This window comes from Pseudomonas sp. R4-35-07 (assembly GCF_003852235.1).
Taxonomy (GTDB): domain Bacteria; phylum Pseudomonadota; class Gammaproteobacteria; order Pseudomonadales; family Pseudomonadaceae; genus Aquipseudomonas.
Genome location: NZ_CP027732.1, coordinates 3,428,546 through 3,449,964, shown reverse-complemented (window position 1 = coordinate 3,449,964; position 21,419 = coordinate 3,428,546). Strand labels below are relative to the sequence as shown.

The 21,419-nt window shown below is 60.0% G+C and carries 24 protein-coding genes and 1 tRNA gene; 18 read left to right on the top strand and 7 right to left on the bottom strand.

What is annotated here, in order from left to right; all coding sequences use genetic code 11:
• Nucleotides 1-29: 29 nt before the first annotated feature.
• The 7 genes from C4J89_RS15700 to murB are packed head-to-tail and all read left to right on the top strand — an operon-like array spanning nt 30 to nt 4,550.
• On the top strand, nt 30-665 hold the full coding sequence (locus C4J89_RS15700) for a MotA/TolQ/ExbB proton channel family protein (RefSeq protein WP_122676958.1): 636 nt from the start codon (nt 30-32) through the stop codon (nt 663-665).
• Nucleotides 662-1,090 (top strand): biopolymer transporter ExbD, encoded by a 429-nt coding sequence (locus tag C4J89_RS15695; protein ID WP_124363256.1) that lies wholly within the window; start codon nt 662-664, stop codon nt 1,088-1,090. The genes C4J89_RS15700 and C4J89_RS15695 overlap by 4 nt, the downstream gene beginning before the upstream one ends.
• Nucleotides 1,090-2,100 carry a tetraacyldisaccharide 4'-kinase gene (gene lpxK / locus C4J89_RS15690; RefSeq protein WP_124371042.1) on the top strand — a complete coding sequence of 337 codons (1,011 nt, stop codon included), beginning with the start codon at nt 1,090-1,092 and terminating at the stop codon, nt 2,098-2,100. Before C4J89_RS15695 ends, lpxK begins: the two co-directional genes overlap by 1 nt.
• A gap of 23 nt (nt 2,101-2,123) precedes the next feature.
• Nucleotides 2,124-2,309 (top strand): Trm112 family protein, encoded by a 186-nt coding sequence (locus C4J89_RS15685; RefSeq protein ID WP_003174668.1) that lies wholly within the window; start codon nt 2,124-2,126, stop codon nt 2,307-2,309.
• A complete protein-coding gene (kdsB, locus tag C4J89_RS15680) occupies nt 2,306-3,070 on the top strand; it encodes a 3-deoxy-manno-octulosonate cytidylyltransferase (protein ID WP_124363254.1) in 765 nt (254 codons plus the stop codon). Before C4J89_RS15685 ends, kdsB begins: the two co-directional genes overlap by 4 nt.
• Nucleotides 3,070-3,534: a low molecular weight protein-tyrosine-phosphatase gene (locus C4J89_RS15675; protein ID WP_124367380.1), complete on the top strand. Its 465-nt coding sequence runs from the start codon at nt 3,070-3,072 to the stop codon at nt 3,532-3,534. The genes kdsB and C4J89_RS15675 overlap by 1 nt, the downstream gene beginning before the upstream one ends.
• Nucleotides 3,531-4,550, top strand: a complete 1,020-nt coding sequence (gene murB, locus C4J89_RS15670) for a UDP-N-acetylmuramate dehydrogenase (protein ID WP_124414953.1) — start codon at nt 3,531-3,533, stop codon at nt 4,548-4,550. Before C4J89_RS15675 ends, murB begins: the two co-directional genes overlap by 4 nt.
• Nucleotides 4,551-4,621: 71 nt before the next feature.
• Here murB and C4J89_RS15665 read toward each other — a convergent pair whose 3' ends face one another.
• Entirely contained in the window at nt 4,622-5,293 is a 672-nt protein-coding gene (locus C4J89_RS15665; RefSeq protein WP_053256786.1) for a Bax inhibitor-1/YccA family protein, read from the bottom strand.
• Between the two features lie 152 nt (nt 5,294-5,445).
• Here C4J89_RS15665 and C4J89_RS15660 point away from each other — a divergent pair.
• From C4J89_RS15660 to C4J89_RS15645, 4 genes are all read left to right on the top strand, one after another.
• Nucleotides 5,446-5,536, top strand: a tRNA-Ser gene (locus C4J89_RS15660).
• A gap of 187 nt (nt 5,537-5,723) precedes the next feature.
• Nucleotides 5,724-6,242: a DUF1993 family protein gene (locus C4J89_RS15655; RefSeq protein WP_124363251.1), complete on the top strand. Its 519-nt coding sequence runs from the start codon at nt 5,724-5,726 to the stop codon at nt 6,240-6,242.
• Between the two features lie 123 nt (nt 6,243-6,365).
• Nucleotides 6,366-7,094 carry an AraC family transcriptional regulator gene (locus tag C4J89_RS15650; RefSeq protein WP_124363250.1) on the top strand — a complete coding sequence of 243 codons (729 nt, stop codon included), beginning with the start codon at nt 6,366-6,368 and terminating at the stop codon, nt 7,092-7,094.
• A 79-nt stretch (nt 7,095-7,173) separates the two neighbouring features.
• A complete protein-coding gene (locus tag C4J89_RS15645) occupies nt 7,174-8,121 on the top strand; it encodes a DMT family transporter (protein WP_124363249.1) in 948 nt (315 codons plus the stop codon).
• Here the strand turns inward: C4J89_RS15645 and C4J89_RS15640 are convergent.
• Nucleotides 8,118-8,915, bottom strand: a complete 798-nt coding sequence (locus tag C4J89_RS15640) for an NAD(P)H-dependent oxidoreductase (protein ID WP_124363248.1) — start codon at nt 8,913-8,915, stop codon at nt 8,118-8,120. The two genes, C4J89_RS15645 and C4J89_RS15640, sit on opposite strands and share 4 nt — an antisense overlap.
• An 83-nt stretch (nt 8,916-8,998) precedes the next feature.
• Between C4J89_RS15640 and C4J89_RS15635 the strand changes: the two genes are divergently transcribed.
• Nucleotides 8,999-9,919: a LysR family transcriptional regulator gene (locus C4J89_RS15635; RefSeq protein ID WP_124414952.1), complete on the top strand. Its 921-nt coding sequence runs from the start codon at nt 8,999-9,001 to the stop codon at nt 9,917-9,919.
• A 40-nt stretch (nt 9,920-9,959) separates the two neighbouring features.
• On the opposite strand, the gene C4J89_RS15630 is transcribed toward C4J89_RS15635, so the two are convergent.
• Nucleotides 9,960-10,574 (bottom strand): LysE family translocator, encoded by a 615-nt coding sequence (locus C4J89_RS15630; RefSeq protein ID WP_124363246.1) that lies wholly within the window; start codon nt 10,572-10,574, stop codon nt 9,960-9,962.
• A 513-nt stretch (nt 10,575-11,087) separates the two neighbouring features.
• On the opposite strand from C4J89_RS15630, the gene C4J89_RS15625 reads away from it, so the two are divergent.
• Both C4J89_RS15625 and C4J89_RS15620 read left to right on the top strand, forming a co-directional pair.
• Nucleotides 11,088-11,828 (top strand): hypothetical protein, encoded by a 741-nt coding sequence (locus C4J89_RS15625; RefSeq protein WP_124414951.1) that lies wholly within the window; start codon nt 11,088-11,090, stop codon nt 11,826-11,828.
• 139 nt (nt 11,829-11,967) lie between these two features.
• Entirely contained in the window at nt 11,968-12,249 is a 282-nt protein-coding gene (locus C4J89_RS15620) for a hypothetical protein (protein ID WP_124414950.1), read from the top strand.
• 258 nt (nt 12,250-12,507) lie between these two features.
• On the opposite strand, the gene C4J89_RS27510 is transcribed toward C4J89_RS15620, so the two are convergent.
• The 3 genes from C4J89_RS27510 to C4J89_RS26940 are packed head-to-tail and all read right to left on the bottom strand — an operon-like array spanning nt 12,508 to nt 13,848.
• Nucleotides 12,508-13,002, bottom strand: coding sequence for a hypothetical protein (locus tag C4J89_RS27510; protein ID WP_372238291.1), 495 nt, complete (start codon nt 13,000-13,002; stop codon nt 12,508-12,510).
• 55 nt (nt 13,003-13,057) lie between these two features.
• The gene (locus tag C4J89_RS15610; RefSeq protein WP_124363243.1) at nt 13,058-13,684 is read right to left on the bottom strand and encodes a helix-turn-helix domain-containing protein; all 627 of its coding nucleotides are present in this window, start codon (nt 13,682-13,684) and stop codon (nt 13,058-13,060) included.
• 5 nt (nt 13,685-13,689) lie between these two features.
• Complete coding sequence (locus C4J89_RS26940) at nt 13,690-13,848, bottom strand: hypothetical protein (protein WP_164484546.1); 159 nt, start codon at nt 13,846-13,848, stop codon at nt 13,690-13,692.
• 207 nt (nt 13,849-14,055) lie between these two features.
• On the opposite strand from C4J89_RS26940, the gene C4J89_RS15605 reads away from it, so the two are divergent.
• Entirely contained in the window at nt 14,056-16,173 is a 2,118-nt protein-coding gene (locus C4J89_RS15605; protein ID WP_124414949.1) for a TonB-dependent receptor domain-containing protein, read from the top strand.
• Between the two features lie 29 nt (nt 16,174-16,202).
• Here the strand turns inward: C4J89_RS15605 and C4J89_RS15600 are convergent, their stop codons facing one another.
• Complete coding sequence (locus C4J89_RS15600; protein WP_124414948.1) at nt 16,203-18,020, bottom strand: sigma-54-dependent Fis family transcriptional regulator; 1,818 nt, start codon at nt 18,018-18,020, stop codon at nt 16,203-16,205.
• A 337-nt stretch (nt 18,021-18,357) separates the two neighbouring features.
• On the opposite strand from C4J89_RS15600, the gene C4J89_RS15595 reads away from it, so the two are divergent.
• Genes C4J89_RS15595 through C4J89_RS15585 form a run of 3 tightly spaced genes read left to right on the top strand, consistent with a single transcriptional unit; the run spans nt 18,358 to nt 21,412 of the window.
• Nucleotides 18,358-19,452 (top strand): ABC transporter ATP-binding protein, encoded by a 1,095-nt coding sequence (locus C4J89_RS15595; RefSeq protein WP_124363240.1) that lies wholly within the window; start codon nt 18,358-18,360, stop codon nt 19,450-19,452.
• Entirely contained in the window at nt 19,452-20,549 is a 1,098-nt protein-coding gene (locus C4J89_RS15590) for an ABC transporter ATP-binding protein (RefSeq protein ID WP_124363239.1), read from the top strand. The genes C4J89_RS15595 and C4J89_RS15590 overlap by 1 nt, the downstream gene beginning before the upstream one ends.
• Nucleotides 20,546-21,412 (top strand): carbohydrate ABC transporter permease, encoded by an 867-nt coding sequence (locus C4J89_RS15585; protein ID WP_124363238.1) that lies wholly within the window; start codon nt 20,546-20,548, stop codon nt 21,410-21,412. Before C4J89_RS15590 ends, C4J89_RS15585 begins: the two co-directional genes overlap by 4 nt.
• Nucleotides 21,413-21,419 lie beyond the last annotated feature (7 nt).

The following is a 21,419-nucleotide window of genomic DNA, read 5'->3' as shown; positions in this document are numbered from 1 at the left end:
TGGCGCACTTTTTCGAGGGGGCATTCACTGTGTGGGAATTGGTCAAATCCGGCGGCTGGATGATGTTGCCGATCATCATGAGTTCCATTGCCGCACTCGGCATCGTCGCCGAACGCCTGTGGACCCTGCGTGCCAGTCGCGTTACCCCCGAGCATCTGCTGGGGCAAGTCTGGGGCTGGATCAAGAACAAGCAGCTCGACAAGCAGAAGCTCAAGGAACTGCGCGCCAATTCGCCACTGGGTGAAATCCTCGCCGCCGGCCTGGCCAACTCCAAGCATGGTCGCGAGATCATGAAAGAGTGCATCGAGGAAGCCGCAGCGCGGGTGATCCATGAGCTGGAGCGCTACATCAACGCCCTCGGCACCATCGCCGCCATGGCGCCGCTGCTCGGTTTGCTGGGCACGGTGCTGGGCATGATCGACATTTTCAGCTCGTTCATGGGCTCGGGCATGACCACCAACGCCGCGGTGCTGGCCGGCGGTATTTCCAAAGCGCTGATCACCACGGCTGCGGGCCTGATGGTGGGTATCCCGTCGGTGTTCTTCCACCGCTTCCTGCAACGGCGCATCGATGAACTGGTGGTCGGCATGGAACAGGAAGCCATCAAGCTGGTGGAGGTGGTGCAGGGCGACCGTGATGTGGACCTGGTCGAGGGCAAAGCGTGAAATTTCGCCGCAAGCAACGGGAAAATGTCGACATCAACCTCGCGTCTCTGATTGACGTGGTGTTTATCCTGCTGCTGTTCTTCGTCGTTACCACCACGTTCACCCGGGAAACCCAGCTGCGCGTCGATTTGCCCGAAGCCGTGAGCGGCTCTCCAGCCGAAGACCAGCAGGTCAAGCAACTCGATATCGCCATCAGCGCCGATGGCGTGTTTTCGGTAAATAACCAGTTGCTGGAGAGAAACGACCTGGCCAGCTTGATGGAGGCCTTGCAGAAGGAGTCCGGGGGCGACACCAACATGCCACTGTCGATCAGCGCTGACGGCAAAACCCAGCACCAGGCAGTGATTACCGCGATGGACGCTGCCGGCAAGCTCGGTTTCAGTCATCTGCGCATGACCACCGTCGAGGCGGCGAGCCCACCCTGATGGCCATGTCCGATCGTTTGCTCAAGGCCTGGTACGACGGGCATCCTGCCCTCGTGCTGTTAAAGCCGCTGGAGTGCCTGTATCGCCGGGTGGTGCAGCGCAAGCGCGCGCGCTTCCTGGCGGGTGAGGGCGCTGTCTACCAGTCACCGGTGCCCGTTGTGGTCGTGGGTAATATCACCGTAGGCGGGACTGGCAAGACGCCGCTGATCCTGTGGATGATCGAGCACTGTCGGCGCAGTGGGTTGCGCGTAGGCGTGGTCAGCCGTGGGTATGGCGCCAAGCCGCCACAGTTGCCGTGGCGGGTCGAGGCCAACCACAGTGCCGAAGTGGCTGGCGACGAACCGTTGCTGATCGTGCAGCGCTGCGGTGTACCGTTGATGATCGATCCGGATCGCAGTCGTGCGGTGAAAGCGCTGTTGGCCAGCGAAACCCTGGACCTGATCCTTTCCGACGACGGCCTGCAGCACTATCGTCTGGCCCGTGATCTGGAGCTGGTATTGATCGATGCCGCCCGTGGCCTGGGCAATCGCCATTGCCTGCCGGCCGGGCCGTTGCGTGAGCCGGTTGAGCGCCTGCAGAGCGTTGATGCGCTGCTCTATAACGGCGCCGCCTCGGACCGCGAAGACGGCTTTGCCTTCCGCCTGCAACCCTCGGCGCTGGTCAACCTGCACAGCGGCGAGCGGCAGCCGGTCAGCTACTTTCCAGTAGGCCAACCGGTACACGCGGTTGCCGGTATCGGCAATCCGCAACGTTTCTTCAATACCCTTGAAACGCTACACTGGCAGCCGATCCCCCATGCGTTTGCCGACCACGCGCCCTACAGCGCCGAGGTGCTGGATTTCACGCCGCCATTGCCGCTGGTCATGACCGAAAAAGACGCGGTGAAGTGCCGCGCCTTCGCCCGGCCCGACTGGTGGTACCTTGCGGTGGATGCGCTGCCGTCGCCAGCATTTGTCGCCTGGTTCGACACGCAGTTGATGCGCTTGCTGCCCAACCGTCTTTTGCCTTAACCGCTTATTTCCAGGAACTACTCATGGACACCAAACTGCTCGACATCCTTGCTTGCCCGATCTGCAAAGGCCCGCTCAAGCTCAGCGCCGACAAAACCGAGCTGATCAGCAAAGGCGCCGGCCTGGCTTACCCTATTCGTGACGGCATTCCGGTGATGCTGGAAAGCGAAGCCCGTACCCTGACGACCGATGAGCGCCTGGATAAATGACTACCGCCTTTACCGTGGTGATTCCCTCGCGCTATGCGTCGACCCGCCTGCCGGGCAAGCCGCTGCAAATGATCGGTGCCAAGCCGATGATCCAGCTGGTATGGGAACAGGCCTGTAAAAGCAGCGCTGAACGGGTGGTGGTGGCGACCGACGATCCGCGCATCATCGAAGCCTGCAAAGGTTTCGGCGCCGAGGCGGTGCTGACCCGTGAAGACCATAATTCCGGCACCGACCGCCTTGCCGAAGTGGCCACGCAACTGGGCTTGGCGCCCGACGCCATCGTGGTGAACGTGCAAGGCGACGAGCCGTTGATCCCGCCAAGCGTCATCGACCAGGTCGCCGCCAATCTGGCGGCCCATGGCGAAGCGCGCATGGCCACCTTGGCCGAACCGATCGAAGACAGCGAAACCTTGTTCAACCCCAACGTGGTGAAGGTCGTCAGCGATATCAACGGCCTGGCCCTGACATTCAGCCGCTCGATCCTGCCCTGGGCGCGGGATGCCTTCGCCAGCAACCCCGATGCACTGCCGCAAGGTGTGCCGTACCGCCGCCATATCGGCATTTATGCCTATCGCGCCGGCTTCCTGCATGACTTCGTCAGCTGGGGCCCGTGCTGGTTGGAGAACACCGAGTCCCTGGAGCAGCTGCGGGCCCTGTGGCACGGCGTGCGCATCCATGTGGGCGATGCGCTGGAAGCGCCGCCTGCAGGCGTCGACACCCAGGAAGACCTCGAGCGCGTCCGTCGCCTGCTGGGGGCTTGATGGAGGTCCTGTTTGTCTGCCTGGGCAATATCTGCCGCTCGCCCACCGCCGAAGGCGTTTTGCGCCATAAGTTGCGCGAAGCAGGTTTGTCCGGCCAGGTTGAGGTGGCGTCAGCGGGGACTGGGCAATGGCATATCGGCAACCCACCGGATCAGCGCAGCCAACGTGCGGCGCTGGCGCGGGGCTATGACTTGTCATCCCAACGTGCCCAGCAGGTCTGCCGCGCCGACTTTGCGCGCTATGACCTGATCCTGGCCATGGACCACAGCAACCTGCGCCACCTCAAAGCCATGCAGCCTGCACAGGGTAAGGCTCAGTTGGATATATTCCTGCGCCGCTTCGGCGGTGAAGTGGACGAGGTGCCAGACCCTTATTATGAAGGCGAACAAGGTTTTGAGCGGGTCCTGGACCTGATCGAGCGCGCCTGTGATTTATTGGTGATTGAATTGAAGGGGCGGTTATGACCTTGCAAGTACTGGCGCAGGTCTCCCTCAAGCCGTTCAACAGCTTTGGCATCGACGTGCGCGCCCAGCTATTTGCCGAGGCCCGCAGTGATGCCGACGTGCGGGAAGCCTTGGCCTACGCCGAGGCGCACAGTGTGCCGCTGCTGGTGATCGGGGGCGGCAGCAACCTGCTGCTGACCCAGGACGTTCCTGCCCTGGTGTTGCGTATGGCCACCCAAGGCATTCGCGTGCTGCACGATGATGGCGTGCAGGTGGTGGTCGAAGCCGAAGCGGGCGAAGCCTGGCACCCCTTTGTGTTATGGACCCTGGAGCAGGGTTTCTGCGGCCTGGAAAACCTCAGCCTGATCCCCGGCACGGTCGGTGCGGCGCCAATGCAAAACATCGGTGCGTACGGCGTGGAGGTCAAGGATGTGTTTGCCGGCCTCACTGCGCTGGATCGTCAGACCGGTGAACTGCGGGATTTCAGCCTGCAGGAGTGCCGGTTTGCCTATCGCGACAGCCTGTTCAAGCATGAAGTCGGCCGTTGGTTGATCCTGCGGGTACGCTTTGCCCTGAGCCGCGCCAGTCACCTGAAACTCGACTACGGCCCGGTGCAGCAGCGTCTGGCCGGGCAGGGGATTACCAACGCCACGCCAGCGGATGTAAGCCGTGCGATTTGCAGCATTCGCCGCGAAAAGTTGCCCGACCCGGCGCAGCTTGGCAACGCCGGCAGCTTCTTCAAGAACCCGCTGGTGCCGCAGGCCTTGGCTACTGAGCTGAAAAGCCAGTATCCGGACCTGGTGGCCTACCCTCAGGCAGACGGGCAAACGAAGCTCGCCGCCGGTTGGCTGATCGACAAGGCGGGCTGGAAGGGCTTTCGTGAGGGCGACGCTGGCGTGCATGCATTGCAAGCGCTGGTGCTGGTGAACTATGGCTCTGCCACCGGGCGTGAGATCGCCAACCTGGCGCTACGTATCCAGCAGGATATTGTCGAGCGCTTCGGGGTGGAACTGGAAATGGAACCTAACCAGTACTGATCGTCCTTGGGCCCCGGAAATGAAAATGCCCCGTATCTCGCGATACGGGGCATTTTTTATAGCGTTAACAATCAGTCGTCACGGCTCATGATGCCGAAGATCTGCAACAGGCTGATAAACAGGTTGTAGATCGATACATACAGGCTGATGGTCGCCATGATGTAGTTACGCTCACCACCATGGATGATGGCGCTGGTCTGGAACAGGATGCACACCGAGGAGAACAGCACGAAGCCTGCGCTGATCGCCAGTTGCAAACCGCTGATCTGGAAGAACATGCCGGCTACCACTGCCGCCAGCAACACGAAGAAGCCTGCGGTAATGAAGCCGCCCAGGAAGCTCATGTCCTTACGGCTGATCAGCACGTACGCCGACAGGCCACCAAACACCAGTGCGGTCATGGCAAATGCCGAACTGACCACTTCCGCGCCGCCGGCCATGCCGAGGTAACGGTTAAGGATCGGGCCCAGGATAAAGCCCATGAAACCGGTCAAGGCAAAGGCCGACACCAGGCCCCAGGCCGAGTCACGCAGCTTGTTGGTCAGGAAGAACAGACCATAGAAGCCGATCAACACGACGAAGATGTTGGGATAACCGACGCGCATCTGCTGGGCCACGTAAGCCATCACGCCGCTGAATGCGAGGGTAAGGGCGAGCAGGCCGTACGTATTGCGCAAGACGCGGCTGACTTCAAGCTGCTCAGCCTGCGCGTTGCCATTCACTGCGTAATTCTGTTCGCGCATGGCGACTCTCCTTCAGTTTTGAAACGTTCAGTCGCAAAGATCATAACAGACGCTCTGTAACAAGCTATGCAGAGAGTTTGACAGTGTGTTTCATTCGGGTATTATTGCGCCCGCTGACGCAGGATGAGCTACTATGATCCTGTAACGCACAAGGGAAATTGGCAGAGTGGTTGAATGCACCGGTCTTGAAAACCGGCGAACGTTAATAGCGTTCCCAGGGTTCGAATCCCTGGTTTCCCGCCAAGATTCACACGAAAGCCTCGCGAAAGCGGGGCTTTTGCGTTTCTGAGTTTCGGTATAGCTGGCGGGCTATAAGCGGCTGCGGGAGTGTTGGCAGCGGAAGGTCAACAGTCTGCTAGGATTCAAACCGCTATCCGGGAGAAAGGCTGATCCTTTCTGCTCGCCATGAATGACTACTCAGGGAGAAGATATGTCGGTCTACACCGTTACCATTCCGTGTTTCGCGCAAATGCTGCGAGCGTTATCGTTTCTTTTGTCAAAGGGTCAGGCATCTGCCCAAGAGCACGGTTACGACCCGCAAATTCTGCTTGAATCTCGACTGGCGCCGGATATGCACGATCTCGCCCGGCAAATTCAGTATGCATGCACTCAAGCCCAGGAGGCGGTGCTGCGACTGACGCAACAGCCGGTGCGCTCGCTAACTCCTCCGGGAAATCTGGCGGCAGCGCAAGCGCTCATCGAGAGCACGTTGGCGTTTCTCGACTCAGTCGATCAGGCTCAAATCGAGGAAGGCGCTGAGCGCCAGATTTCTATTGAGTTACCCAATGGCATGGCCTTCGATATGTCCGGCAGCGAATACGCAGTGAACTGGGCTACACCTCAGTTTTACTTTCATCTGATCACGGCTTACAACATTTTGCGTCATAACGGCGTACCTCTCGGGAAAGCCGATTACGTACGGCACATGTTTGCCTACCTACGAAAGTAACCTTGCCGCCTGAACTCGTTAAAGACCCAGGCCCTGCGAGGGTGCTGTGCGAGTCGCGACCATGATCTGGTCTTGCGAGCCGGCGTTGTGGGGCATCAACCAGACGGGGCAAAGGGTGCATGAATGTTTCTAAGCCTTGAAGTGCGCAGTTACGAGCGCGAAAACCACAACCATCACCATGACCACACTCAATTGGTATTGCCGATCCATGGCCGCATGGAAATCGACGTAGGCGGTCGCGGAGGGTGCATCGATCCGTCAGTGGCAGCCCTGGTGACGCCTGGCGCGGTGCATTCGCAGCACACGAACGCCGATAGTTGCTTTCTGGTATTGGACTGCGCGCCGACCACCTTGGAAACGCTGCAGATCGAGCGTCTTGCCCAGCAGATATATGTCCCTATTCCCCCGGCGACACGCCGGCTGATCGAGTTCGCCGAGTTGGTAGGCAATGCCCAACTGTCCCTCACGGCCTCACAGCTGGGGCCGTTGCTTTTGTCATCCCTTAGCCCGGATGCCCCGCGTTTTTGCGACCCGTTCGAGCAGTTGATTGCCCGTCTGCGGTCAAATCCGGGGGCGAACTGGACTAACCAAGCCATGGCTGAAGTCGCCAGCATGAGCATGAGTCAACTGCACCAGCGCTTCCGGCAGGCGTTCGAGATGAGTCCGCAAGCCTGGTTGACCGACGTGCGCATCCAGCAAGCTCAACGATGGCTGCGCGCTACGTCATTACCCATCTCCGAGATTGCCCTGCGCGCCGGTTTTTCCGACCAGGCCTCGCTGACCCGAGCCATGCAACGGGTAAGCGCTACGAGCCCGGCGGTTTATCGTAAAGCGCAAAAACAGCCTGGGTAAAAAATCCCGCAATTAGCGCCAATATTCCCTGAGCCCGCTGCCGCAGACTTCCACCACCAGTCTTTGGAGCGCGGATGAAATGTTTGCTGATCGATCACTGCTCAAGGGCATCGTCTACGGAGTATGCGCGGGGCTATGTTGGGGCGTGATCTTCCTCGGGCCCCAGCTGACTCCGGGGCTGAGCGGGCTGCAGTTCGCCGTCCTGCGGTTTCTCTGTTATGGCGCGATCTCGTTCGCTTTGCTGATGCCGCGCTGGCGGCGGGTCTGCGCCAACCTGACGATTGCCGATTGGAAATCACTCTTCTGGCTCAGCCTGGTAGGCAACCTTATCTACTATGCGCTGGTGGGCACCGGTGTGCAGCTGGTGGGCATTGCCACAACCTCGCTTATCGTCGGGCTCATCCCGGTGTTCGTCACGTTGGCGGGGCGTCATGACGTCAACGCCGTGCCATTGCGCAAGCTCGTTCCCTCGTTGTGCTGTGCCGTAGGCGGCGTGGTACTGATCAGCTGGCATGCGTTGGTCAATGGCGACAGGCCCGACACATTGACCAGCCTCGCAGGGATTTCATGCGCGCTGGGCGCATTAGCCACCTGGAGTTGGTTCGCGGTGAGCAACGCTCGGCGGCTGGTTCAGGTCGCCAGCGTGTCCTCCCATGACTGGGCACTGCTGATGGGTGTGATAACCGGCGCGCAGTCGCTGCTGTTGGCGGCGCCGGTCCTGGGTTTGCACGCCGCCAGCCATGGCAGCGCCGAATGGCTGCACTTTTTCCTGGTGGCTGGCGGCGTGGCGTTTTTATCCTCGGTTATCGGTGGCGCGTGCTGGAATCAGGCCAGCAGGCTTCTGCCATTGGCGCTCAGCGGGCAAGTGCTGGTGATCGAGACGCTGGCGGCGCTGGTTTTTGGTTTTCTATGGGAACATCGATTCCCCGATTCATACGAGTTCGCCGCGATCCTGCTGCTGGTCACCGGTGTCGTCTGGTGCCTGAACAGTCATCGCGCGCCCCAGCGCACGCCGGCGAATGCTTAGCCCTGAGACTGTATGGCATCGCCTATATGGATGCCCAGATCCTGACGGCCCGGCGCGATATGCGGCTTGAGCGTCAATGCCGGGATGTCATAGTCCCCGGCATTCTGACGACGAAACGGCAAAGGTTCATCATCGAACAGGCTATCCAGCCGCGCAGCATAGGCCTTGGCTAGCTCGTCGAAACGAGCGGCGTCCATTTTGCTGGTTTTATAGATTGGGAAGGGCGGCATCACAGTGAACCCGGGATAGAACAGCACCCCGTGCTGGATAGGAAACAGCAGGTCATCCAGCGCACCGTTGACCCCTCGGGCACTGTAGTGCGACTCCCAGCCGCCCATGGTGACCACCAGCATCGCCCGCTTTCCTGCCAGGCGGCCTTCGCCATAGCGGTCACCCCAGTGGCGTTCGCTGTGTTCGCCGACACCGTAGGCAAATCCGTAGGCATAGACGCGTTCGACCCAGCCCTTGAGGATCGCAGGCATCGAGAACCACCACAGTGGGAATTGGATGATCACGGCATCGGCCCACAGAAGCTTGGCCTGTTCCGCCTCGATGTCTGCCGGTTGGGTGCCGGCGGCGAATACTCGCTGGGATTCGATTGCCGGGTTGAACGGTTTGCTGTCGTCATAGCCTGGCGCGTCGTTCGTATCGATGGGCGCTTTCCAATGCATAGCGTACAAATCTGAAACCTTGACCTGGTGGCCTGCGGTTTCCAGGTGAGCAATCGCGAAATCCCTCAGCGAGCCGTTGAGCGAACGAGGTTCAGGGTGGGCGTAAATCAGCAGTAGCTTCATGAGGGGCTCCGAGTGGTTATGCCCTCACCGTAACGACGAACCAGGTATGATAGAAATGAATTTCCGAAACATATGGTATTTACATGCACAATACCTTGCGCCGTCTCGATCTCAATCTGCTGGTCACCCTGGATGCGCTGTTGTCCGAGCAGAACGTTACGCGGGCCGCTCGATTGCTCAACCTCGCCCAACCTACCGTCAGCCTGCAACTGGGCCGACTGCGAGAACTGCTCGACGATCCCCTGTTGCTGCCCGGCCCGCGAGGCATGTCGCCTACCGAGCGGGCCCGTGAACTGCGTGGGCCGCTGCGTGAAGCGCTGGTAGCGCTGGAAGGCGCACTCAGTCCTGGCGGCGCTTTTGAGCCCGCGATGTCCCATCAGACGTGGAAGGTGGCAGCCAGTGATTATGCAGCCACCGCTTTGGTCTGGCCCTCGCTGGCGCTGCTCAGGCGCCTGGCCCCGAATACCCGCCTGGCACTGTTGAACAAGCATCCCGTCAGCCTTGCCAATGAACTGGAGAACGGCCAGCTCGACCTGGCGCTGCACACCCGCGATGACGCTCCAGCCAAACTGCGCCATCGGTCTTTGGTGCACGAACGCTACGTGCTGGCAGGGCGGCGCGGCCATCCGGCGTTGGCAGCCAAGCTATCGCTCAAAGCGTTCTGCGCCCTTGAACATGCTGTTATGTCACCTGATGGCGCTGGGTTCGTGGGGACTACTGATCAGGCACTGGCAGTGAAAGGGCTTGAACGACGCGTCGTATTGTCAGTGTCCAATTTCAACTCGCTTGTCTCAGCATTGGCGCACAGCGACCTTGTGGCGGTGGTGCCAGAAAGGCTGGTGCGAGATGAGCCGGCACTTCACGTCCAAGCGCCTCCACTGGCCATTCCCGGTTTTGAAATGCTGATGTTATGGCCCGAACGACTGCACCGAGACCCGGCCCATAGATGGCTGCGTGACCTTATCGCCTCGACGTTGCAGGCAGCCTCTAATCCTGAGGTTTGATTGGAGTGAATAGCCAGCTCAGTTCTCGGTTACAGGACTGCTAAATCAACTGACGAATCCCCAACGACAAAATCAACCCTCCACACAGCCGATCAATCGCTTTTTTGCGTCCTTGATAAGCGCTGGCAATCCTGGGCTGGGAAAGAGCGATTGCGACCATTCCATACCAAACCATCGAAACTACCACGACAACGGCCAGCATCGACAAGAACGTGCCTGGCGAAACGTGGGCGGGGGCTGCGGCTGAGAATACTGCGGCATAGAAGGCCATGGACTTCGGGTTGCCCAGGTTGGTAATCACCCCTTGAGTGAAGGACTGTCGGCAACTGCCGGCTACGGTATCATTTGAGGGACCGATAGCATTCCTGCCGGCATTGAGTAGCAATCGGAACCCGAACCACATCAGATAGGCGGCCCCGAGCATCTTCACAACAAAGGCGGCCCAGGGGAGAGCAGCGAATACGATCCCCAGCCCTCCAATCGCACAGGTTGACCAGAACAGATTGACCACCACGATTCCCGCGACCAAAGCCAGGGCTTCAGCGCGCGTAGCGGCCACCGCCTTATGGACGACGGCAACGAAATTCGGGCCAGGAATAACGACACCCGCCAAGTAGACAAAGAACACTGTTAACACAGCGGAACCGTCGATCATGTGATTACTCGCAAGGTCTGCAGGGAGGCGGTGACTGTCACCAAAGCATGAGTTTTACACAGTCCCAGCAGATCGGGGCCTGTTTTATGTAGGCGTCCCTTGCGCAGTGCTGGAAGGTGCCAACGGCCGGCTACGCCGCCAAGCCGTCAGCAGTGTGGACCGTTACTCTACCGTGCAAATCCAGCGGTGATTATGCCGATAGGGTGCGCGGGTGAAGTGGACATCTGAAACCAGATTCAGGCCGCGCTCTTTCAGCGCTTCGGTCAGTTGTACGAGTGTCTCTGCCTGGATAGTCATTGCTGTTACCTCGTCAGATTTATCGTATCCATAATTCTTGACCGAGGGGGCAACTCGCTAATTCAAATTTTCTACACGTTTAATAGTTAAAGGCCGGGCCTGTAGTCCGATGCTTATCTGAACCCGTGGTGCTGCACTTTTTCCCGTTTTCCTGATCTACCTCTGTCCCAGCCATCCGATTCCTGCGGTTGGCCAACAGGCGTAGACCCGGTACCGATGCATCGAACGTTCACAGTTTTTATCACCCGTTGGCCGCGGTGGCTGGTTGCGATACTGGCGCTGTGTGCCGTCGGTTGCAGCCAGCAACAGGGGCGCGACATCGCCAGGCAGTTCAGCGATGGCAAGCCCGATGAGTTTTTTCAAACCAGCGTGGACCGCATGGCCACCCTGGGCATGCGCGACAACCTGCAAAGCCTGTATCTGCTGATGAGCAAGCTTTACCTGCGCAATCCCAACCAGTGGCGCCAGTCTGGTTATCCGGATGCGGTGAGCGCTGCGCGCGCTATTCGCCAGGCCATCGAAAACCGTCAGCCATTGCCTGCGCTGGGAGAGCGCCGTGATCTGGCGGCCTTGAGCTACTCCCTGAGCCCGGAGTTTCGAGGTGATCGGGTGGGGGCGTTCATCTACGCGATCGGCAGCATGCTGGTGACCGCACACGGAGGGCGTACGCAGTTCTATGTGACCGACTCGATCAACCCCCAGTTTGTCAGCAACGCCGCACGCAATATCGAGAAAGCCACTTGGCTGCTCGGCCAGCGCCAGGACGCCAATGGCGTGTTGCTGCTGTTTTCCAATGAAATATCGGAGGAGGGCAGCAACCTCAGTTTCGCCGTCGAGTTCGGCAAGATCGTCGCACGCTTGGATCTGCTGACCCAGATACTCGATGAGCGCTACCGACGTATCGGCCTCAACTATGCGCAAAGTCTGCTGCTGATGAATTTCCTGCCTGTGCAGTGACACGCGGGGGCACGAACAGGCCTGTGGGTGCGATGTTTCTTTTTCCTCTGTAGGAAGATGCCTATGATGCCCTGGACAGCTTGAAACACGCCCCCGGTCGGCCCTAGCCTCGGACTTTTCTTAAACACGAGTGCCTACCTTGGGTAAGCGAAAAACGGTTTGGCCTACTGATCGCGAAATCCGCCTGCGATTTATCCTTTTTGCTGTCATCGACGCCGCGAGTGCTCAAGGAGTGGCCTCGGAGGTTTTGCTATCCGCGCACAAACTGCTGCGCGACTCACCGACCGAGGCGCAGCTATGCGATGCGCTTGCCGACATCCTGGCCACCGATGAGATGTATGGGTTCAGATTTCCTGCTGGGTCGGACGCTGACGATCTGATGCAAACCCTGGAATTGCCAGGCAGCGGGGCGCGCAAGTGATCTATTTGCAGTGGGTTAGATCGTTTATTTCCATCTGGAATATTTAAGTTCCTGGTTCGCATATCCATCGCGTCCATTTCGCAACTTACATGGCGTGTTTTGCCGTTGCAGCGTCGGTATCGACGTGATGCCGGTTTTTGCGCGTGTTAAAACCGGCCAAGTCGCCCTTCGAACATCCAATCCTGCTGCTCTGCCAACGTCTTGCGCCGTTGCCTGTCGGTTCTAGAATCGGCGCCAGAACCTGGCCTTTCCTGTCGATTACGGAGTTTCGAACATGATGAACGCAATGCAGATGCCGATGAACACCTCCATGCCAATGATGCCGATGATGGGTATGCCCATGATGATGGCGACCATGCAGTGCGAAATGGCCGGTGACGCCATGATGTGCACCATGAAACCTGCCGCAGGCATGGACATGGCCCAGTTCAAGACCAGCGCCGAGATGATGGCGATGATGATGAACTGCGGCATGCCGATGATGATGCAGTGCGCCAATATGAACATGATGTGCATGTCGGCGGACGCGATGAACATGCTGTCGAGCATGAACATGCCGATGCCCATGGGCATGATGAAATGCGTGATGGAGTGCACCCTGCAGGGTGACAGCATGCTGTGCAAAATGATGCCGATGTCGGGCATGAGCATGGGCATGATGGAAAACTGCTGCATGCTGATGAACAAAATGATTAACGACTGCGCCATGCCGATGATGATGAGCTGCAACGGCATGCCGATGATGTGCTGCACCTGCTGACAGCTCGCCTGGCAGACAAAAGCCCCGAATTTTCGGGGCTTTTTGCATTCAGTCCAGGCGTTCGGGGTAAATGATCACCAGGAACGCCACCGCCTCGCTGTCAGCCGGGTTGCGATAGCGGTGCGGCTGGTCGGCGAAAAACAGAATCGAATCGCCGGTAGAGAGCAGGTAGCGCTCATCGTTGACGCTGACCTCCAGCACCCCCTGGGCGACCACCAGGTTTTCCTGGATGCCGGGTCCGTGGCCCTCGGAGACTTCTTCACCCAGGCCTCGCAGACGGATTTCATAAAATTCGGACTGACGCGCCCTATCGAAAGGGAACAACGCGCGGCTGACGAACGCTCCATCAGCGCTCACCAGGCGTTTGCTCTGTCGCGCCGGCAGCACTTCGACACCCTCGAACGCGCGGTCTTCCAGAAAGGCCGCCACCGACACCTTCAAGCCCTTGGCAATCTTGCACAGCACCTTGATCGACGGCACGCTGCGCCCGGACTCGATTTGCGCCAGCATTGCACGGCTTACGCCGCAGGCACGCGCCAGCCCGTCCAATGACAGGTGGCGCTTGCTGCGCAGGCGTTGCAGGTTATGCGCCACGCACAGGCTGATCACGTCATCGTCGGTGCTGGGTGTGGGCGGCGGCTCAGGCGGTTCGGGAATGGCGTGAAGGAAGTTCATCGGCGTTACGCCTGGCGGGTATCGCTGTTTGCCAAGGCCCGCGCGGTAAACACGGCCAGCCCTGCACGCGCGGCGTACATCGCCCACATCAACTCGGCCGCCGCACGTGCCTGGCGACGCTTACGATGAAGGGTGAAGTCGATGAGGGTGGCGGATGTTTGCATGAGTGGGATCTCGGCGGTGGGGGGTTCGATGACCCACAGTAAAGCGTAGCGGTTATTTCTATAAATACTGAGTTTTCATTTGTTAATTCGATTTTGGACTTACCAGCGAATCCCGGTGCGCGCGTGACTTGGCGGGTGTGGGCGCCTTCCCATGACTGTTCGCGTGCCGGCGCTGCCGTCCACGCCCTGTCTTCCAAGGACCCGCCCATGCTGTTGCGACAACCTCCGCTGCTATTCGCCACCCTGGCCCTCAGTTCGCTGGTACAGGCCGACAGCCTGCAATTGGCGCCGGTCGAAGTCACCACGGGCCAAGCCAGCGCCGGCGAAATCGCCCAGGCGCAGCTCAAAAGCGTGCCCGGCGGCACCAATTTCATTGACATGAACAGCGTGCAGCAAGGGCGAATCAGCACCAATGAGGACGTCTTCAAATACCAGGCCGGGGTATACGCCAAGGCGGCGAACAATGAAGGGGTCAAGCTGTCCATTCGCGGTTCGGGCCTGAACCGCAGCCCCGGTGCCCACGCCTCCGGGTTGTACGAAATGTTCGACGGTCTGCCGCTCACCGGCCCCGGCGGTACGCCCTATGAGCTCAAGGACCCGCTTTGGCAAAGCCGGGTAGAAGTGCTGCGCGGCGCCAATGGCTTCGACCGGGGCGCGTTGGCCCTGGGCGGCGCGGTCAACTATGTCAGCCGCACCGGTCTTGATGCGCCCAAACTGCAACTGCGCTATGAAGCGGGCAGCCGTGGTTACGCCCAGCGCGAGATCAGTTCCGGCCAGGTGCTCGGGGATGCCGATTACTACATCAGCCTCACCGATTCTGCGTCCGACGGTTACCAACACCAGAGCGCTGGCGCCGGCAAGGGCGTCGCGGCCAACTTTGGCTATCGCTTCAACCCGGACCTGGAAACGCGCTTCTATTTTCGCTACCGCGAAACCACCAACGACACCCCGGGCAAGCTCACCCGTTACCAAATCAGCCATGACCCGCGTGCCGCCAACAGCCTCAACGCCGCCCGCGATTCCAAGCGCTTGCAACCGGGTTCCACCTGGATCGCCAACAAGACCACCCTGCAATTGGATGACGCTTCGCGCGTCGAAGTCGGGCTGGCCTATCACGACTACCCGATGGACCTGCGCGAAGGCACCAACCGCCTGAAAGTCGCCTACACCGACATCAGCGGCACCCTCAATTACATTCGCCAGGACAGTCTGTTCGGCCACGACAGCAAAACCACGCTCGGCCTGCGCACCACCCAGGCGATGCCGAACAACGGCGCCTCGGAGTACGTGCGCATCCCGGCGGGCAATACGGCCGGCTACGCTCCGGGCACCAAGACCCGTGACTACACCTACCTGGGTTCCGACACCGTGCTGCATATCGGCAACGAACTGGAGCTGGTGCCTGACCTATGGCTGACCACCGGCCTGGCCGCGATCTATACCCGCCGCGAAACCCAGGTCACCTATCCAGACGGCCAGGCACCGACCAGCCAGCACGATTGGGACTACGCGCCACGCATTGGCCTGCGCTATGACTTCACCCCGCAATTGCAGGTGTACACCAACCTGAGCCGCTCGGTAGAGCCGCCGCACGCCTGGTCGATGATCTGGGGTTCCAACAAATACTTCGGTACCGGCAGTGGCGCGGCCACCGGCTTGCAGCGCGAAGGCGTGAAGTTGCGCAACCAGACGGCGACGACGCTGGAAGTCGGTGGCCGCGGTGACGCCTGGCTTGGTCAGTGGGACCTGGCGCTCTACCGCTCGGAAGTTCGCCACGAACTGTTGACCGTGGAAACCCAGGCCCAGACCGCAACCAGCAATTCCATCGTCGCTGAAGCCAACGCCAGCCCCACCGTGCATCAAGGCGTGGAACTGAGCCTGCTCAGCCCGCTATGGGACGGTGGCCCCAACGGCCAGCTGGCGCTGCGCCAAGCCTATACCTTCAGCGACTTCCACTACCGCGACGACGAGCGTTTCGGTGACAACACCTTGCCGGGCATTCCCAAGCATTATTACCAGGCGCAACTGCGCTACAGCCACCCGAGCGGTTTCTACACCAGCCTCAACACCGAGCATGCCTCGCGGGTGGCGGTGGACTACGCCAACTCTTACTACGCCGCGGCCTACACCACCCTGGGCGCCACGTTTGGCTTTGACGCGCCCAAGCAGGATTGGCAGGCCTGGGTCGATCTGCGCAACCTCACCAACCGGCGTTATGCCAACACCGTCACCCCGGGCTATGACGATAAAGGCCTGGATGTCGCGCGCTCCACACCGGCCGATGGTCGGGGCCTCTATACCGGCGTGTCGTGGCGTTGGCGCTGAAGAGGCATCTGGCTGACTAACGTGCCGGTTCAGCCTTCGTTCTGGCGCAGGCGCTTATACAGGGTATTGCGGCTCACCCCGAGTTCGCGGGCGAGGTGCGATATGTTGCCGCCTGCCGCCTTCAAGCGTTGCGTCAGGTCGATGCTGTCATCCAGTCGCTCGCTGGCGGGCTGCGGTATCGGCCCCTGCAAATCCACAAAAAAGTCATCGGGCAGATGCTCCGGGCGGATCGGCTGTTCCTCAGCCATCGCCAATGCCACCTGCAGCACACTGCTGACCTGGCGCAGATTGCCCGGCCATGGATGCTGTTCGAACAGCTTCAGCACCTCGGCGCTCAGGCCGGCCCACTGCGTGGGGTCCCGGTGTCGCTGCCACAGTTGCTGGAACAACGCCTGCTTGTCGCTGCGCTCGCGCAACGGCGGCAGTTCCAGGGTCAGGCCACCAATGCGGTAATACAAATCCTCCCGAAAACGCCCGGCTTGCACCAGCTCCCGTAGCGCGCGGTTGGTCGCCGAGATGATGCGCAAGTCCACCGGGAACACCTCACTGCTGCCCACCGGCTGCACGCAGCGTTCCTGCAGTACCCGCAACAGTCGCGCCTGGGTGGGAAGAGGCATATCGCCGATCTCATCGAGAAACAGCGTGCCCTTGTCGGCCTTGCGGATCAGGCCGATGCTGCCCTTTTGATTGGCGCCGGTGAACGCGCCTTTTTCATAGCCGAACAGTTCCGATTCCACCAGCTCAGCCGGAATCGCCGCACAGTTCACCGCGATCAATGCCTGGCGGCTACGGGAACTGGCCTGATGCAAGGCTTTGACGAATACCTCTTTGCCCACGCCGGTCTCGCCGTGGATCAACAACGGAATATCCTTCTCCAGCAGGCGCTCGGCCTGGCGCACGGCTTTCTCCACGCGTGCGTCGCCAAAATGCAGGGTGGTGAGGCTCACGGAGCTCGGCTTCGCAGGCGCCGGTTCATTGAACATCCGCGCTTGTACCGGCGTCTGCCTGGGGCGCTTGAGCAGGCATTGGAAGCGATTGCGTCCCGCTGCTTGCAGGGAAAACGCCAGCCCCTCCGGCTGATTCAACAACTCCAGCAGCGACACCTTGAATAAGCTGTCGATCATCACTCTCGACAAGCTGATCCCCAGCAGGTTGTCCGCGCGCCGGTTGGCCGACAGCACCTGGCCGCTTTCATCAAAGATCAGCAGGCCTGCCCACTGGCTGTCGAGGTTGCTCAGGCCGGTGTTGAACGTCAGCTGGAAATGCTCGCCGCGAAACAGGTTGAGGATCAGCCGGTTTTCCACGGTCTGGCTCATCATCTTGACCATGCCCAGGGTGTGGGAGGGCGGCAGGTAGCTGTCGCTGGAAACGTCCAGCACCGCGATGATCTCGCGTTGCGCGTCGAAAATCGGCGCCGCCGAACCGGTCATGAAGCGGTTGGCCTTGAGGAAGTGTTCGTCGTGCTCGATATGCACCGCCTGGGCGCAGGCCAACGCGGTGCCGATGGCGTTGGTGCCGCTGGCGTGTTCCATCCAGCTCGCACCCGCGCTGAAACCACGGGCCAGCCCAGGTTCGATAAAGCGCTGGGTGCCCCACGACGTCAGGACCTGGCCCTGGTTGTCGGCCAGCATGATCAGGCAATTGGAATTGCTCAGGATGTTCTCGTAGTAGGGCAGCACCTCCTGATGGGTGGTCTGCACCAGTGAATGCTGGCTCTCCAGTAACTGCCGAATGCCCTCGGCGGGCAGTTGGTCGAAGCTGGGGACGCTCTGGTGATCCAGGCCGAACGCTCGGCAACGGCGCCAGGAGTCCTGGATGATGGTGTCGTGAGTCAGTGGTTCGGCCATGTATTGACCTTCATTTTTATTGTTATTGAGTGTGCACAATCTAACGGATGTAACCAGACCCATGTGGGAGGGGGCTTGCTCCCGATAGCGGTGTGTCAGTCAGCATTTCTTTTACTGATATACCGCTATCGGGAGCAAGCCCCCTCCCACAGTCTGATCAGTGTTGTTCAGAACTGTTCATTGTCAACCCCCTCAGTGTTCATTTGTTCAGCCAGGGTGTTCATTCCTGAACATCCAGATTGACCCATTTCCTTATGCATCAACCACCTGCCATTTCTGGCACGAAACTCGCTCTGATAACTGGCCAGATTCATTCCAATAATAAAAAGGTCGTGTCATGTCATTGACCCTGGAACATGTCTCCCGCGTTGTCGAAGGTCAAACCTGGATCGACGACGCCAACCTGCGCTTCGAGGCGGGCTCCTTCAACGTGTTGCTCGGTCGCACCCTGTCCGGCAAGACCAGTTTGATGCGCCTGATGGCCGGTCTGGACAAGCCCGACAGCGGTCGCATCCTGATGAACGGTGTGGATGTCACGCAAAAACCGGTGCGCCTGCGCAACGTGTCGATGGTGTATCAGCAGTTCATCAACTACCCGACCATGACCGTGTTCGAGAACATCGCCTCGCCTTTGCGCCAGGCCGGTGTGTCCAACGAGCTGATCCAGAGCAAGGTGCTGGAAACGGCGCGGATGCTGCGCATCGAGAAATTCCTGCAGCGCCACCCGCTGGAACTGTCCGGTGGCCAGCAGCAGCGTACGGCCATGGCCCGGGCGTTGGTGAAGGACGCCGAGCTGATCCTGTTCGATGAGCCGTTGGTCAACCTGGATTACAAGTTGCGCGAAGAGCTGCGCCAGGAAATGCGCGAACTGTTCAAGGCGCGCCACACCATCGCCATCTACGCCACCACCGAGCCGAACGAAGCGTTGGCGCTGGGCGGTACCACCACCATCCTGCATGAAGGCCGGGTGATCCAGAGCGGCAAGGCCGCCGAGGTCTATCACCAGCCGCAAAGCGTATTGGCGGCCGAGTTGTTTTCCGAGCCGCCGATCAACCTGATGCCGGGGCGCATCAGTGGCAACGAAGTGAGTTTCGCCAACTTCGTGCATTTCCCGCTCAATGTCGACCTGCGCCCCATCGGCGAAGGTGAGTTCCGCTTTGGCGTGCGCCCCAGCCATATCAGCCTGGTGCCGAGCAACGACGATGACCTGGAGCTGGCGGTGACCGTGGAAGTCGCCGAGATCAGCGGCTCGGAAACCTTCCTGCATGTGCGCAGCGAACACTTCCTGCTCGTATTGCACCTGCCGGGGGTGCACGAGTACGACGTCGATGCGCCGATCCGCGTGTACATCCCCACCCATAAACTGTTTGTGTTCGATGGCCAGGGCCGTTTGGTCCAGGCCCCCGGGCGCCGTGTCGCGAGGGTTGCCTGATGGCCGAGATCCATTTGCAGAACCTGGCGCACAGCTACAGCGCGACCCCGAGCGGCCCAGAGGATTACGCCATCCGGGCAATGAACCATGTGTGGGAGCAAGGCGGAGCCTACGCCTTGCTCGGGCCATCGGGCTGCGGCAAGTCGACCTTGCTTAACATCATTTCCGGCCTGCTCAGCCCGTCCGAGGGCCAGGTGTTGTTCGATACCCAAGTGGTCAACGACCTCACCCCGGAAAAGCGCAATATCGCCCAGGTGTTTCAGTTCCCGGTGGTGTACGACACCATGACAGTGTTCGATAACCTGGCGTTTCCCTTGCGCAACCAAGGCATGGCCGAGGCGAAAATTCACAGCAAGGTGCAGGAAATTGCCGAGGTTCTCGACCTGCAAAACCTGTTGAGCAAAAAAGCCCGCAACCTCACCGCCGACGAAAAACAGAAAGTCTCCATGGGCCGTGGCCTGGTGCGCGACGACGTGTCGGCGATCCTGTTCGATGAGCCGCTGACGGTGATCGACCCGCACCTGAAGTGGAAACTGCGGCGCAAGCTCAAGCAGATTCACGAGCAGTTCAACATCACCATGGTCTACGTCACCCACGACCAGCTCGAGGCATCCACCTTCGCCGATAAAATTGCCGTGATGTACGGCGGGCAGATCGTGCAGTTCGGCACGCCACGCGAATTGTTCGAGCGGCCGAGCCACACCTTTGTCGGTTATTTCATCGGCAGCCCTGGGATGAATCTGATCGAGGTGCAGGCCGAGGCGGGTGGGGTGCGGTTTGCCAACACGTCGTTGCCGTTGTCCGAGGCACTGCAGCAGCGCCTCGCTGCCACCGATTACAAAAAGCTTCAGGTGGGTATTCGCCCGGAATTCATCCATGTGTGGGACGAGCATAACCCTGACGCCTTGCAGGCCGACGTCACACATGTGGAAGACCTCGGCACCTACAAAATCATGACCCTCAACCTCGACGGCGCCACGCTCAAAGTGCGCCTGGCCGAAGACAAACCGGTGCCCGAAGGCCGCGCCTGCATCAGCTTCCCCGCGCAATGGCTGATGCTCTACGCCGACGATTACCTGCTGGAGGAACTGCCATGAACAAGGTGCAGAACAACAAGGCCTGGTGGCTGGTGTTGCCGGTGTTCCTGCTGGTGGCGTTCAGTGCCGTGATCCCGATGATGACCGTGGTCAACTACTCGGTGCAGGACATTTTCGACCAGTCCAGCCGCTATTTCGTCGGCGCCGACTGGTACAAACAGGTGCTGCTCGACCCGCGCCTGCATGACTCGCTGCTGCGCCAGTTCATCTATTCGGCCTGTGTGCTGCTGATCGAAATTCCCCTGGGCATTGCCATCGCCCTGACCATGCCGACCAAGGGCCGCTGGTCGTCGCTGGTGTTGATCGTGCTGGCGATCCCCTTGTTGATTCCGTGGAACGTGGTCGGCACCATCTGGCAGATTTTCGGTCGCGCCGATATCGGCCTGCTCGGTTACAGCCTCAACGCCATGGGTATCAGCTATAACTATGCGGCGAACACCATGGACGCCTGGGTCACCGTGCTGGTGATGGACGTGTGGCACTGGACTTCCTTGGTGGCGTTGCTGTGCTATTCGGGGCTGCGGGCGATCCCGGACGTGTACTACCAGGCTGCGCGCATTGATCGGGCGTCGGCCTGGGCGGTTTTCCGACATATCCAGTTGCCCAAGATGAAAAGCGTGCTGTTGATCGCGGTGATGCTGCGCTTCATGGACAGTTTCATGATCTACACCGAGCCGTTCGTACTGACCGGTGGCGGGCCGGGCAATGCCACCACCTTTCTGAGTCAGACCTTGACCCAGATGGCCGTAGGCCAATTCGATCTCGGCCCGGCGGCGGCGTTTTCGCTGGTGTACTTCCTGATCATCCTGTTGGTGTCCTGGCTGTTCTATACCGCCATGACCCACTCCGACGCCAACCGCTGAGGCCGCC

Coding starts and splice junctions, on each gene's coding strand:
- C4J89_RS15630 (WP_124363246.1), bottom strand. CDS start 10,574: ATGATCGACGGTTCCGCTGTGTTAACAGTGTTCTTTGTCTACTTGGCG.
- C4J89_RS15665 (WP_053256786.1), bottom strand. CDS start 5,293: ATGCGCGAACAGAATTACGCAGTGAATGGCAACGCGCAGGCTGAGCAG.
- C4J89_RS15585 (WP_124363238.1), top strand. CDS start 20,546: ATGAACAAGGTGCAGAACAACAAGGCCTGGTGGCTGGTGTTGCCGGTG.
- kdsB (WP_124363254.1), top strand. CDS start 2,306: ATGACTACCGCCTTTACCGTGGTGATTCCCTCGCGCTATGCGTCGACC.
- C4J89_RS15650 (WP_124363250.1), top strand. CDS start 6,366: ATGTTTCTAAGCCTTGAAGTGCGCAGTTACGAGCGCGAAAACCACAAC.
- C4J89_RS15610 (WP_124363243.1), bottom strand. CDS start 13,684: ATGAACTTCCTTCACGCCATTCCCGAACCGCCTGAGCCGCCGCCCACA.
- C4J89_RS15675 (WP_124367380.1), top strand. CDS start 3,070: ATGGAGGTCCTGTTTGTCTGCCTGGGCAATATCTGCCGCTCGCCCACC.
- C4J89_RS15685 (WP_003174668.1), top strand. CDS start 2,124: ATGGACACCAAACTGCTCGACATCCTTGCTTGCCCGATCTGCAAAGGC.
- C4J89_RS15595 (WP_124363240.1), top strand. CDS start 18,358: ATGTCATTGACCCTGGAACATGTCTCCCGCGTTGTCGAAGGTCAAACC.
- C4J89_RS15640 (WP_124363248.1), bottom strand. CDS start 8,915: ATGAAGCTACTGCTGATTTACGCCCACCCTGAACCTCGTTCGCTCAAC.
- C4J89_RS15625 (WP_124414951.1), top strand. CDS start 11,088: ATGCATCGAACGTTCACAGTTTTTATCACCCGTTGGCCGCGGTGGCTG.
- C4J89_RS26940 (WP_164484546.1), bottom strand. CDS start 13,848: ATGCAAACATCCGCCACCCTCATCGACTTCACCCTTCATCGTAAGCGT.
- C4J89_RS15605 (WP_124414949.1), top strand. CDS start 14,056: ATGCTGTTGCGACAACCTCCGCTGCTATTCGCCACCCTGGCCCTCAGT.
- C4J89_RS15635 (WP_124414952.1), top strand. CDS start 8,999: ATGCACAATACCTTGCGCCGTCTCGATCTCAATCTGCTGGTCACCCTG.
- C4J89_RS15645 (WP_124363249.1), top strand. CDS start 7,174: ATGTTTGCTGATCGATCACTGCTCAAGGGCATCGTCTACGGAGTATGC.
- C4J89_RS15590 (WP_124363239.1), top strand. CDS start 19,452: ATGGCCGAGATCCATTTGCAGAACCTGGCGCACAGCTACAGCGCGACC.
- C4J89_RS15600 (WP_124414948.1), bottom strand. CDS start 18,020: ATGGCCGAACCACTGACTCACGACACCATCATCCAGGACTCCTGGCGC.
- C4J89_RS15655 (WP_124363251.1), top strand. CDS start 5,724: ATGTCGGTCTACACCGTTACCATTCCGTGTTTCGCGCAAATGCTGCGA.
- murB (WP_124414953.1), top strand. CDS start 3,531: ATGACCTTGCAAGTACTGGCGCAGGTCTCCCTCAAGCCGTTCAACAGC.
- lpxK (WP_124371042.1), top strand. CDS start 1,090: ATGGCCATGTCCGATCGTTTGCTCAAGGCCTGGTACGACGGGCATCCT.